A 13,977-nucleotide genomic window follows, 5' to 3' on the forward strand; every position below is an offset into this window, starting at 1 on the left:
TTAAACCATCGGCCAGAAGCCGGGAGACCGGCTCTCAGGTGAATGTTGAATCAGGCAGCCATTTCGGCATGTCATCCTTGAGCCCTACGCCGGAAAGACCACGCCGCAGGGCTTCCTGGCTCAGATGAGCCAGTTTCGCCGCTGCATCTTGGCAGGACAGGCCTTCGGGCGGATGAATATTGGAGATGCAGTTGCGTTCGGCATCGGTATTGCCGATCCGGGGTGCGTAGGTCAAATAGATGCCCAGGCTGTCGGCGGCGCTGAGTCCGGGGCGCTCGCCGACGATGATCACGGCCAGGCGCGCGCCAAGCAATGCGCCGATCTCATCCGCCAGCGCCACCCGGCCGTTGGGCACCAGGCAGACCGGACCGAGCCGCAGACCGTTGCGCCGATACGCCTCGACGATCGTGTTCAGCAGCGCCGGGCCGTGGCGGTCGACCGCGGTCGACGACAGACCGTTACTGATGACCAGCGCCACATCGATCGCCTCGCGACTGCGGGTCTCGAGCCGCTCCCGGCTCGCCTCGTCAAGGCGGCGCCCCTGATCGGGCCGTTGCAGATACTGCACCCGATCGGCGACCGGCGTCGCCAGGCTCAGCGCTTCCAGCCCCAGCGCTTCGACCGCCCGCACGCAGCGGTCGATCGCCCAGGGCTGGCGCACCGCATCCCGGGCCGCCGCATGGGCGAGCTGGAAATCGAGCAAGGACGAGGTCGGCAGGCCGCAGCCGGACCGGCCCTGGGCGATCCTGGCCTGCGTATACCGACGCAGCGTGTGCCAGGAATCATTCATGTCGGCTCCTCCGAAAGCACCGGGAAATGACTCAACAATGGCGTGGCAGCCTGCCCATCCGCCAGGCGGTTCCGGCCATCGAAAATGCCCATCCTCTCCAGCCAGTCCTCGAACTCCGGCGCGGGCCTCAGGCCCAGCACTTGCCGCAGATACAGGGCATCGTGGAACGAGGTGCTCTGATAGGCCAGCATAATATCGTCGGCGCCCGGAACGCCCATGATGTAACTGCATCCGGCAACGCCGAGCAGGGTCAGCAGGTTGTCCATGTCGTTCTGGTCCGCCTCGGCGTGATTCGTGTAACAAATATCGCAACCCATCGGCAGCCCCAGCAGCTTGCCGCAGAAATGATCCTCCAGGCCGGCGCGAATGATCTGCTTGCCGTCGTACAGATACTCGGGGCCGATAAAGCCGACGACGGTGTTGACCAGCAGCGGCGAAAATTCCCGGGCGACGGCGTAGGCCCGCGCTTCGCAAGTCTGGGCATCGACGCCGTGATGAGCGTTCGCGGACAACGCGCTGCCCTGGCCGGTTTCGAAATACATCAGATGGCGGCCGCCGCGCCCCAGCGACTCGGCCATGGCCCGGGCTTCCCGCAACAGAGCCAGATCGATGCCGAAACCGCGATTGGCCGCTTCGGTGCCGGCGATGGATTGGAACACCAGGTCGACCGGCGCACCGCGCCGCATCAGTTCCATGCTGGTGGTGACATGGGACAGCACACAGGACTGTGTCGGGATTTCATGACGGCTGATGATCTCGTCGAGCAGGTTCAGCAGCGTATGGACATTGTCGAGATGATCGGTCGCGGGGTTGATGCCGATAACGGCGTCGCCGCTGCCGTAGAGCAAGCCGTCCAGGATGCTGGCGGCGATGCCGCGCGGATCGTCCGTGGGATGATTCGGCTGCAGGCGCGTGGCAAGGCGCCCGGGCAGGCCGATCGTGTCGCGGAAGCGGGTGACCACCCGGCAGCGGCGCGCCACGGCGATCAGGTCCTGATTGCGCATAATCTTGCTGACCGCAGCGACCATCTCCGGCGTCAGCCCGGCCGCCAGCGCCGACAAATTGCCACGGTCCGCCAGCAGCCAATCGCGAAATGCCCCGACGCTCAAGGACGCGACGGGAGCAAAGGCCTCATCATCATGCCGGTCCAGGATCAGCCGGGAAACCTCGTCGTGTTCCGGCGCGATCAGCGGCTCCTCAATAAAAGTCTTTAGCGGCACTTCGGCCAATAGCCGCTGGGCGACCGCCCGCTCGAGATCGGAATCCGCGGCCAGGCCGGCCAGTTCGTCGGCCGCCCGCCGGGGCGAGGCCTTGGCCATCAAGGTCCGCAGATTGCGGAAGTTGAAATTCTTAGCGTGCACGGTCGTGGAATAGTTCATGTCTTGCCCGGTTGTTGACCTTTACCTTGTCATTCGATAAACCTCGAGCATATGACAACAATATGACTCGAATGTGACAACCTGAATAGCGCGCCCCCGCGAAATTGAATTTTCCCCGTCCCTGACAAGTCTTTTGGCGCCCGAATCAGGCAGCCACATTTAAGCCAACTATTCAATCGGTCTTGCAGCCGCTGTGTCACACATTCAGTCATTTGAGTGCATAATTACAGACTGTTTTTAATTCCAACCCAAATGGCGATGCAAATGATGGTTAAATTCCCCTCCCGCGTATACCGCTTTACATTATTAGCTGTTTTGATTCTCACGCTCGGTTTCCGGCCCGGCTGGGCGCTGGCCGGGGACAATAGCGCCGACGTGCTGATCGTGGGGGCCGGCCTGTCCGGCTTGAGTTCGGCCTATTATCTGAAAAAAGCCGGCAAATCCGCTGTCATACTCGAGATGAGTCCGCATATCGGCGGCCGCATCCGCACCGCCACATACGCCGACAATGCCCATGCGGAGATAGGGCTGGAGGAATTCTGGGAAAGCAACCCGGCCGTTGACATCATGCGCGAGCTCAATATTCCGCTGGAGACTTTCTACACCAGTTTTTCAAGCTTTTACTATCATGGCAAACTGTATCCTTTCCTGCACGATTCCAACCTGGCATTCCTTGAATCGGTGATTGGCGCCGGGGAAATGGCCGCCTACCAACACTGGGACCGGAAAATGGCCTCGCTCTATAAGCAGCTCGACAGCCGGCCTCTGCCCGATGAAATCCTGGCGCTCAAGGACATATCTTTCGCCGACTGGATGCAAGCCACCAGCGGGCTGTCCCCCAAGGCCCTGGAATTTGTCCGCATCGAAACCGAACCCGAGTATGCCACCTCATGGGATCAAATCAGCGCGCTCGACGGCATCGCCGAATGGCATATCTTTTCAGGGCAAGGACAGGCGCCTTATCACGTCATAGGCGGCAACCAGCGCGCCGCGGAAGCGATCGCCGACTTTATCGGCAAGGACACTATACGGCTTAATCAGCTCGTTACCCACATCAGATCGACCGACTCCGGCGTCGAAGTCACCGCGACCGACCAGGGCAGCTTTCAGCAATATGTTTACCGCGCCCGTCACGTCATTGTCGCGGTGCCCTTATTCAGGCTCAACGATATCCAGTTCAGCCCGTCGCTGTCCGCGGAACGGCAACAGGCGATACAAACGCAGGCAGGCGGCGCCTACTTTACCGCCCATGTGCGGGTAGACCGCCAGGCCAGCCGGTTCTGGACGCATGACGGCGAGAGCGTTCTGCCTATCCTTTCCGATGGCCCCCTGGGCGTGATTTATGAAGGCAACTTTGAAAACGGCAACGATGCGCTATTGAACCTACTGGTCACCGGCGCTTATGCCGAACGGTTCAATTCCCGGCTCAGCAGCCCGGAAGATATTCAGGCTACCTTGCTGGACGCCTTCGAGAAACAGTGGCCCGGTTTCCGGCAAGCGTTCAGGCAAATGACCTTTTACCGCTATCATCCCCGCGCCATCGCGTCCTGGCCTGTGGGCCGCTCGCGCTACGACAGCCTTTCCGATTCGTTAAGACAGCCCCAGGGCCGCATTTATTTTGCCGGTGATTTCACCGAGGACACCCACTCCAACGGCGCAACCCATGCCGCCATGCGCGCGGTGAAAGACATTTTGCGGCAAGATTGATACCGATGGTGCATCGGGTTATGCTCGCGCTTTTATGACCTATGGGTAGACTTGGCCTACTACTCTGCCAATTGTGCTTTGACGAGGAAATCCGCACCTGCAGGTTAGAATTTGGCTAAAAATGACTTCCTGAAACTGGAATCTTGTAGGGTGTGCCGGTCCAAAGCGGGCGCTCCAGGCGGCGCAGTGAAGCGCATCGCTCGCGAATGATGCGCCTCCTGTCGTCGGCGCATCCTATGTAAACAGGGACATTATTGACGGCCAAATCCTTATTACCGTTTCTACCTGCTATTCCAGAGCGCATTCCCAGGTAATATCGGTTGATGCCGAGGCCTTTGCGGCTCTCTGTGAGAGCGAATTCATTCGACCCGAAACACCACACCACGTCCCGGTTTTATTTTCAACCGTCATTACCCTGTCATAACCCGCTTGAATAATACAGCCTGATTTTCAAATTCAGAGCTTGTGTTATGTTGAATGACTATCAAAAATCCCGCCGTAACTTCATCAAAAACGCAGGTCTTGCCGTGGGCGCCGGCGTTGCCCCTTCATGCACCGGATTAAGCAATATTGCCGCCGCCTTGAATCCGACGTCATTGTCCGTCCAACCCCAATTGACGCACGGCGTTCAATTTGGAGACGTGCTGTCGGACCGGGCGATCGTCTGGAGCCGGGCCGACCGCCCCGGCCGGATGCTTGTCGGCTACAGTTTTAACCCCGACTTTAACGATGCAAAGCTGATACAAGGCCCCTTGGCCACCGTACATAACGACTATACCGCCCGCATCGATTTAACCGGACTGCCTGCCGGACAGGATGTCTTCGTTCAGGTCATGTTTCATGACAGCAATAATCACCGGGCATTGAGCCAGGCCGGCCACGGTTATTTTCGTACCGCCCCGGCGCATATGAAAAGCATCCGCTTCCTGTGGTCCGGCGATACCTGCGGCCAGGGCTGGGGCATCAACCCCGACATCGGCGGCATGAGAATCTATGAAACCATGCGCCTGACCGACCCCGATTTTTTTATCCATTGCGGCGACAGCATTTATGCCGACTGCCCTATTTCGGAATCCCAGCCCGTCCATGAGACCGGTGACGTCTGGCGCAACATCGTCATTCCGGAAGTCACCAAGGTCGCCGAGACGCTGGATGAGTTTCGCGGCCGTTACAAATACAACCTGCTGGACCATAACCTGCGCCGTTTTAATGCCGAAGTCCCATGCGTCTGGCTATGGGACGATCACGAGATCACCAACAACTGGTCGCCCTCGAAAAACTTGCAGGGCGATGCCCGCTATGTCGAAAAGAATATCGCCGAACTCAAGACGCAAGGCACCGTCGCGGCCCTGGAATATGCGCCCATTCGCTACTATTCGGCAAGCCAAAGCCAGCGGATCTACCGCAAACTGCCGTATGGCCCGCTGCTGGAACTGTTTGTGCTGGATATGCGCTCCTATCGCGGACCCAATAACTATAACCGCCAGACGCAACCCGGCGCCGATACCGCCTATCTGGGCCGCGAGCAATTGGACTGGCTGAAAGCCGGGCTGAAAAATTCGACGGCCGTATGGAAAGTGATTGCCGCGGACATGCCGATCGGCTTACAGTTGCCGGACGGCCTCGATGAACAAAACCGGCACCAGTTTGAAAACTTCGCCAATGGTGACGGACCCGTTTTGGGGCGCGAGTTTGAAATCGCGGAGTTGCTGGCCTTCATCAAACAGGAAGGCATTGCCAATACGGTCTGGTTTACCGCCGACGTCCACTATTGCGCCGCGCATTATTACGATCCCGGCAAAGCCCGGTTCAAAAACTTCGAACCGTTTTGGGAGTTTGTTTCCGGCCCGCTGAATGCCGGCAGTTTCTGTCCGCATCCGCTTGACGATACGTTCGGGCCGCAACTGATCTTTCAAAAAGCCTCGCCCAGCCCCAACCAGTCGCCCTTGTCGGGACTCCAGTTCTTCGGCCAGGTCGATATCGACGGCGACAGCCGGGTGATGACAGTCGCCTTGAAAGACATCGAAGGCGACACCCTGTTCACGCAGGACATTTATCCGTCTGCCTGAAACGGCTTGCGTGGAAACCGATGGGCGCTGGCGACAACTTGACGAACCCGACTGGAGAAGTGATTAAACATGGATAACGACACGCTGATAAACCAAGCGCGGCGCCTTTATGCCGTGTTACACGTCAAGCAATATGTGCTTGCCATAGGCAATAAAGCCGAATTCGACCGCCTTGACCATCTGGTCATGTGGGCTTATTGCCGATACCAGCGCCGGCTGAACCGCTGTGTTTTATGTTATCAGCACCGGCTGACCGACTGTAGCCGGGAGTTTGAAGGCAAAAAACGGCGCTTCTGCCCCAACCTCACGCATCGGCCCCATAAGCCCGACCCGGCCACGGCGGACGCATTCGAGGAAAAGCCGTAGATATCCATGGAACGGATGTTACGCCACCCCGCGCGTAACATCCGTCATCGTATCAATGCCTTCTCGCTTTCTGCCAGTTACGCCAGGTCGCCCAGAAATCCTCTCCCATACTTTTCAGCATCTGAGGTTTTTTCTCGGATTCGACGGCGGCATAGTTCATCAGCACTGCTTCCATGAAGGTACTGTAATCCAGCGCCACCGCGCCCGGCTTCTGGCTTTGCGGCACGGTCCCCGGCCGATTCTTGAACCATTCGTTCCACTCGTCCGAGCCGGGCGTGTACATGTTCCAGGGCTGGCCCTCGATCACCGGCATTTTCACCGGATAAAAGAAGGTCAGCGGCAGAAATGATCCGGGAAGGAAACTGGCGGTTCCGTGACAGCTCAAGCAGGAGGAACTGGGCAGTTTGGCGACGATCATGCCATCGACTTTGACATTGGTTTTAACGGCGATGTCGAACGGCCCCGACATGCGGCCGCCATACCCCAGGGTGACTTTGGCATAAGCCGGCGCCGCGGGATTGATATAGGTTTCCAGCAATGGCTGCCCGGGATTCCGCGCGGAATTAACCTCAGGATCATTGCCCCACATCGCGCCGAGCGGCACCATTTTATCCCAGGCATCCTTGCCCGGCGCGTCCTTGTCATAAACCAGTGTGGTAAACACCCAGCCGGTTTCCGGCGCGGCGACGCTATCCTTGACGATGATGTCGAAAATGCCGACATAAATATCGCTCACTACCGGCGGTTCGTTGGGAACGGTGCCGTCAAGGTTGAACGGCGGACGATAGATTTGCCACTTCGCCGCCCCCTGCATCACCGGCCATTGTTCGCCGGAAGCATTGACGCCGGCGGATTTGACCACCAGCGAGCCTTCATCGAATTGCGCGGCATTGTTGTGCAGCGTCGGCACGCAACGTCCCTGCCCCGACCGGCATTTTTGCCAGACGCGGTGCAGCGTGTAAGCGGCAACATCGTTGTAATAAATGGTGGCGTAATTGCGGATATCGACTTTCAGCCCGGACTCTGCATACGTCGAAGCCGGCAGGATCTGCCCGGTATAAGTACCGTAAATCGCTTCCCTGCCCTCCCAGCCGGTTTTATCCACGGCAGCGCCGGCCCACGGCATGCTGTACCATTCATGCGTCGTGGCGTTCCATTCCTTTGGCCGCGTCACCATCACCCGCATGTCCCGGGTGACGGCTTCTTTCAGCGCCTCGATATAGGCATGGGCGTTATCCTTGGTCAGCGGCTTGCCATTCAAAACTTTTTGCCACGGCTGCTCGGCATTCGGCGGCGTTTGCGGATAGGCGTGATTGAACCGCCAAAGCGGCCCCTCGTATTCGACCCTGGACGGAATCTGACCGTTATTGACCGCAAACGGGTCCACCATTGCCGCCGTTTTTTGCTGCAGGGCCTGGGCGGCTCCCGCCCCCAGCAGTAACGCCAATCCTGCCGAAAATACGATCAATGGCCTGTTGTTTCTGAACTGCATCGCTGAACTCCCGATAATTGCATGTAATGAACGACGGCAGGCACTTAAAATTTGGTCGTAAATAATTTCCCTGTTTAAACATAGGATGTGCCGACGACAGGAGGCGCATCGCTCGCGAACGATGCGCTTCACTGCGCCGCCTGGAGCGCCCGCTTTGGACCGGCACATCCTATGCAGGATTCCAGTTTCAGGAAGTCATTTTTAGCCAAATCCTTAGCATCTGCCGGTGATAAGGAACGAGAATGAAATAAAACCCGCCATTGCTGAGGATGGCCGGAAAGACAAGTCGGTCGCGAGCGTTATAACATTCACGTTCCTAAGCTTAGCAACAATCGGGAAAATAGCAGGTTAAGCGTCATGATTTGGCCATTGCGCATGAAAGCAGCGCGCGGCCTGTCAGGCGAGCGCTATCTGAACGATGCCGTTGCGGCCGCTTTTCTTGACTTGGTAAAGCGCATCATCGGCGGCCTTGATCAACGCTGACGGAGAAATTTGATACGCGGGCATTGCGCTGGCGATACCGATGCTGACGGTCACGCATTCGGCCACCTGCGAGCCTTGGTGCGGGATGCGCAAACCGGTCACCGCCTGGCGGATTGAATCGGCAATCTGGATCGCGCCCTGCGCATCGGTCTGCGGCAGGATCACCGCGAACTCCTCGCCGCCGTAACGGGCCGCCAGATCGGCGGGACGCCGCAACGCGTCGGCAATCGCCTGCGCGACGCGTTGCAAGCACGCGTCGCCGGCCTGATGCCCGTAGCGGTCGTTAAACACCTTGAAATAGTCGATATCGCACAAAATCAGCGCCAGCGGCGTTTTATCGCGCTGCAAACGCAGACATTCGCTTTCCAGGCAGGCGTCGAAACGGCGGCGATTGGCGATTTGGGTCAGGCCGTCCACCGTCGCCAGGCGCTGCAACTCCTCATTGGCTTTCTGCAATTCCCGTTCCGCCAACCGGCGCTCCTGGTTTTCGCTTTGCAAGCATTGGTTAAGCGCCGAAATCGTGGCATTACGCGCCTGCAGTTCGCGATTTGTGTCCTCCAGAGCCGCTTTCTGGGTTTCGATATGCGCGGTGCGTTCCGCAACCTTGTCTTCCAGCAGTTGGTAGCCTTGCGCATTGTCGATGGAAATGGCGATCTGGCCGCTCAAGTGCTGTAACAGAAACACGCGCTCGCCGGTAAACACCGCATCGGCGGCATTGTTTTCCAGATACAGCACGCCTCGCAGTTCGCCGCGCATCAGCAGCGGCGCGCACAGCAGCGAGCGTGCCCGGCGCTCGACGATAGCCGGATCACGACCATAAACGGTGCTCTGCCCGGCATTTTCCAGCACCACGGTTTCCCGGCTGCGCGCCACGAAATTGATCACGCTATGCGGCAGGCTGGCGGCAGCCGACAGTGGCAGCCGCTGCAGCACCGTCACGTCCCGCACATCAATCTCCGCTTCGGCCTGGACCATCAGCCCGCCCTCTTCCTGCAACAGCAAAACGCCGCGCTGGGCGCCGGCGTTTTCGATCACGATATGCATCAGGGTTTGCAGCAAAAGCGGCATGCGCCGCTCCGCGGCAATGGTTTCGGCGGCCTTGATCAATGTCACGGTATCCAGAACATGGGCGGTGCCTTGCCGGGCCGGCGCGGCATGAGACGAAGACCGGGCCTGGCCGTGGACGGAATTGAAGCGCTGCAAATAACCGCTCGCGCCCCAGCGCCGGTAACAATACCCGGCCTCTTCAAAATGAAAGCGCGCCAGCCTGTCCTGGCCCAACTCCGCATATACCCCGGCGGCCAGTTCATTGGCCAGGGCTTCCAGATGCAATTGCCCGTTCGCTTCCGCATCGATGGCGGCCTGCTGATACGCCACCACCGCCAGGGCCGGACGCTGCCGCAGGCGATGAATCTCGCCGCCGAGCAAATGCCAGCGGCTGAGGAAATTTTGCGGGCAGCGCCGCGCCCAGCGCCGCAGGTTTTTTTCGGTGCGGCGAACAGTCCGCAAGGTTTTGCGGCGACTGTCGCGCGATTTGCCCGGATACAGCCTGGCCAGGATCAATGCCGTATAGAAATGATGTTCGACCGCATGCAGCATGCCCGCCGAATCCTTCAGATAACCGGCGGAGATCCGACTCAGTTCGAGGGCGCGGTCGTATTCGCCCCACAAATACAGGCACTGCATTTTATTGACGAAATAATAATGCGCGAAATGCCGAGAGCCGTACTCGGCCAAGGACTCGACAAACGCGGCTTCGTCGAAACCGGCATCGCCGAACGAATCCGGCGCATCGGTATGGCCGCGCAGGTTCCGGACCGCCTGGCGTATGCCCCGGAGCACGCCCGCATGCTCGCGGCTGTCGATGCGTTTCAGCGTCGCCAGCATGCCGTCAATGTCATGGCACAGCGTATCCAGCGGCACCCCGCGCATGAACTGGCTTTGCGCCAGTCCGCAACAGGCGCAGCCGCTATGGAACCAGTCGCCGCTTTCCAATCCCGATTCGAGCGCGACGCGCCAGTAGGTTTCGGTATCCGCCGCCGGATGCGTCCAGGAATGGGCGAAATAGCCGTAGACGAAATGGACTTCGGCTTTTTGCCGTTGATTGGCGTAGCGGTCCAACAGGCCCAGCGACAAACGCCCGTAGTCGTAGCCGGCCTGATGATTGCCCAGCACGCCGCCGAGGAAAATCACGCCGAACACCATGTAGCCGATCACCGCCTCGGCATTATTGCCGTGTTGCAGGCAGCGACCGACCTGTTTCACCGATATCGCCGCGCATAATTCCGGCTGCAACTGATAGGCCACCTTTAAAGTGGCCGACAGCAAGCGGATGGCGATGTCCATTCTGGCGTCGTGCACGGCCGGCAGCGCGAGCAAATCATCAACAGTGAACGCCCGCAAGCGGTACTTCAGGCGCAGGAAGTCGGCCAAAAAGGCCAGGCGATTGAAGCGTGCCGGCAGATCGATACCGAATAAGGCCGCCGCCTGCCGGCTGACCTGATAGGCCTGGTCGAACTGCGCCAGATCCGCATGAAACTGGATCATCAGTTCAAAGACGCGCGCCTTTTCCAGGTCTGACCGGGCCAACTCGACGGCCTGCCCGAAAAGCTGCAAGGCCGTTTGATGATGACCGCAAAGATGCTCGCATTCGGCGCGATGGCGCATCACGGCCGCGAGACCGCCGAAGCCCAGCGGATTCTCGGCCAGTATCGCCGAGGCATGCCGCAGAAAGGGCAGCGCCTGCTCGAACGCGCCTCGACGCTTGGTCCACAGGCCCAGCTTGAAGTTACCGACGCCCAGGCGGCGCCTCTCTTTGCTTTCGACAATCAACGCCTGCGCGGCATTGAGATGCTCGACCGCCCGAAACAGCAATTCCCGGTCATGGCCGATTAAAGCCTTGCCGGCCCAATAGCGGCCTAATTTCAACCGGTTGGCCAACAACTCATGCCCGGCCAACAATGAATGGGCAGCCTGTTGCACGCGATCGTGCGAGAAAACATAACGTTCCTTGCCTGTTTTGCCGCCGCCGGGCAGTTTCACCAGCAACCCCAATGCCTCGGCGGCCTCCAGATTCTCCCGCGGAGAGGTTTGTCCGCCGAACACGGCGTCGATCAACCCGGCGTCAAAGTCGCTGCCGATGCTGGCGGCTATTTTCAGCAGCTCACGCACCGACTCGTCCAGCGAAGCGAAACGCATCAACATGAATTCGGCGACATTGTCGCTGATGCCGATGGCGCTGATCCTGTCGCTATCGTAGCGCCAGCTGCCGGACCCGGCCTGGCAGGTCAAGACGCCATCCTGCTGCAACTCGCGCAGATACTGGACGAAAAAGAACGGGTTGCCCTGGGTCTTGGCGTATATCGCGTTGCAGAGTTCAGCGGCCGAGCCTTCGCCGAGCGGGATGGAATCGGCGATCATCTCCGCCAACGCCGGGGCCGGCAGCTCCGCCAGCTCGACAGTCTCGACCGGACGGCCGTTGTTGCGCAATTTATCCGCCAGGGCCACCAGTGCGCCATCCGGCGTTACCTCATTGTCCCTGTAAGCCGTTATCAGCAGCAAATGCCTGATGTCGAACAGCATGGGCTCCAGCCACTCAAACAAGGCCGGCTCGGCCCACTGCACATCGTCCAGGAACAGGCATAATGGCCGGTCAGGCCGGCAAAACGTCTGCACGAACCGCACCCACAGCCGCTTCAGCCGGGTATTGGCCTCGCCGGCCGGCAGCTCCGGCAGGACCGGCTGCGGCCCCAGCAGCAGTTCCAGTTCCGGGACCAGTTCGACGACGGGTTGGGCTTCCCCGCCTAATCCGTCAACCAGTCGCCGCCGCCAGTCAGCCAGCGTTTCCTCGTTCTCGCCCAGCAATTGCTGGAGCAATCCCCGGAAGGCCGCGGGAAAAATCCGCGCCGGGGGATTGGCTTGGTATTGATCGCATTTGGCGGCGACAACATAGCTGTCGGTCGGCAGCACCTGCCGGCCGAAGGCCTCGAACAGCCGCGTTTTGCCAACGCCGGATCGGCCGGCGACCAGGCACAACACGGCCTGGCCGCGCCGCGAACCGGCAAATGCTTCAGCCAATTGCGCAAGCTCGGCGTCGCGCCCGTACAAACGATCGGAAATCCTCAAGATCGCCGGCCGGTCGGAGTCGACAGCCCCGCCGGCGAGCATCGCCTGCCGGCAGCCGGCAATATCCGCCAATAACTCCGCCGCCGTCGCATAACGGTCATTGGGATCCTTGGCCAGCATGGTGATGACGACCCGCGCCAGGCTTTCCGGCAGTTGCGGGCGGAACTGGCGGGGGTCGGGGATGCTTTGCGCAATGTGGCGATGAATCAGGCCGATGGAATCGTCCGATGCAAACGGCGTTCGACCGGTCAACAATTCAAACAGGATGATCCCCAGCGCATAAATGTCGGCGCGGCCGTCGACGCGCCGGTTCATGCGTCCGCTTTGTTCCGGCGCCAGATAATCGATGCATCGCACCGGCAGCGCGGACGGATTCGTTTCCTCATCGAGCTGGTCGATGAATTTCGCGCAGCTGAAGCCGATCAGCTTTAGCTGCATCTGCTCCGGATCGAGCAACAGATTGTCGGGATTGAGATTGCCGTGGACGATGCCGCGCCGATGGATCGCGTCCAGCGTTTCGGCGAGCGCCGCCATCAAGCGGTAAACGGCATCCATCGGCAATGCCTGCCCGCCCGCGTACTCCCTTAAGGATTGTCCCGGAAAATATTCGCGCACCAGTATCAGCTGCCGGCCGTGGTCCTCCAGGGCCAGGGCATTGATCACGGTCGGCAGGGCCAAGTGCCGCAAGATTTGATATTCCGAACGGAAACAGGCCAGCATGGCCGGCCCAGGATGGCTGTCGGCCAGATATTTAAGCACCACTTCATGGCAGTGCCGCCGGCACACAGCCCGATAGAGCCGGTACCAGCCTCTATCGTGTATGCATTCCTTGATTTGATAACGATCCATGGCCGGCAAAAGTGAGCTCTGTAAATGACATGACTGAATCAACAAGCGTAGCAGGTAATCCATAAAAAACAAAACCTTGCCGGCATTGAGCAAACAACCGGGAGTTTGACGCTTGAAAGCGCGGGGCTGATGCAGCCTGGCCCTTATTCAGGGGGCATGGCGAAGATGAGTTATTGACTGATGCTGCGTGTAAATTGAATCGATCTAACTTCAGCTGGCCGCGTAACATCAGTTACACAATTAAACACCAGTCATAGTAAATAAAATCAAACCTGCTGCTTTTGACTAGTCCTTGAACTTTATCCTTAATGATTCAGACTTAAATTAGCTGGAAGCCTAGTACTTAGTCATTGTTGTATTGTCGGATAAAATTTTTTCAATTTTACCCGAGCATCTTGATTGGTAAATTGCCATTCCATGGGTTTTGAAATCGAATTTCGTTTGTCTTGCCAGGCAGCGACTTCGTTTTTCAAGACCTCTTGATTCGGAATGCGCCGATCCAAACATTGTCTTGATAAGATGCTCAACTCGATTTCCGCCATATTAAGCCAACTGCCGTGCTTGGGCGTGTAATGGATTTCCAGTTTATCCAAAATTCGCCGCGCCTCTTGTGGTTCAAAGGCCTTATAAAGCGAAGCCCCGGTGTGCGTGTTCAAGTTATCCATGACCAAGGTAATCCGCTTGGCGTGCGGATGGATGACATCGACTAAATACCGT

8 protein-coding genes are annotated in these 13,977 nt (G+C 58.8%); 3 read left to right on the forward strand and 5 right to left on the reverse strand.

Annotation, left to right across the window (positions count from 1 at the left end; genetic code table 11):
* Positions 1-34 precede the first annotated feature (34 nt).
* Positions 35-790, reverse strand: coding sequence for an ethanolamine ammonia-lyase subunit EutC (gene eutC, locus EK22_RS01040; protein WP_020157207.1), 756 nt, complete (start codon positions 788-790; stop codon positions 35-37).
* On the reverse strand, positions 787-2,169 hold the full coding sequence (locus tag EK22_RS01045; protein WP_036247118.1) for an ethanolamine ammonia-lyase subunit EutB: 1,383 nt from the start codon (positions 2,167-2,169) through the stop codon (positions 787-789). The genes eutC and EK22_RS01045 overlap by 4 nt, the downstream gene beginning before the upstream one ends.
* Before the next feature lie 264 nt (positions 2,170-2,433).
* Between EK22_RS01045 and EK22_RS01050 the strand changes: the two genes are divergently transcribed.
* From EK22_RS01050 to EK22_RS01060, 3 genes are all read left to right on the forward strand, one after another.
* Positions 2,434-3,876, forward strand: a complete 1,443-nt coding sequence (locus tag EK22_RS01050; RefSeq protein WP_020157209.1) for a flavin monoamine oxidase family protein — start codon at positions 2,434-2,436, stop codon at positions 3,874-3,876.
* Between the two features lie 470 nt (positions 3,877-4,346).
* Complete coding sequence (locus tag EK22_RS01055; protein ID WP_036247120.1) at positions 4,347-5,945, forward strand: alkaline phosphatase D family protein; 1,599 nt, start codon at positions 4,347-4,349, stop codon at positions 5,943-5,945.
* A 69-nt stretch (positions 5,946-6,014) separates the two neighbouring features.
* Positions 6,015-6,311: a hypothetical protein gene (locus EK22_RS01060; protein WP_020157212.1), complete on the forward strand. Its 297-nt coding sequence runs from the start codon at positions 6,015-6,017 to the stop codon at positions 6,309-6,311.
* A gap of 52 nt (positions 6,312-6,363) precedes the next feature.
* Here EK22_RS01060 and EK22_RS01065 read toward each other — a convergent pair whose 3' ends face one another.
* From EK22_RS01065 to EK22_RS01075, 3 genes are all read right to left on the reverse strand, one after another.
* Positions 6,364-7,803: a hypothetical protein gene (locus EK22_RS01065; RefSeq protein WP_036247122.1), complete on the reverse strand. Its 1,440-nt coding sequence runs from the start codon at positions 7,801-7,803 to the stop codon at positions 6,364-6,366.
* Positions 7,804-8,199: 396 nt separating this feature from the next.
* Positions 8,200-13,323: a diguanylate cyclase domain-containing protein gene (locus tag EK22_RS01070; protein ID WP_152564972.1), complete on the reverse strand. Its 5,124-nt coding sequence runs from the start codon at positions 13,321-13,323 to the stop codon at positions 8,200-8,202.
* A gap of 284 nt (positions 13,324-13,607) precedes the next feature.
* On the reverse strand, positions 13,608-13,977 hold a 370-nt coding region (locus EK22_RS01075; RefSeq protein WP_036247126.1), incomplete at its 5' end, for a transposase.

The organism is Methylobacter sp. BBA5.1, from assembly GCF_000746145.1.
GTDB lineage: Bacteria > Pseudomonadota > Gammaproteobacteria > Methylococcales > Methylomonadaceae > Methylobacter > Methylobacter marinus.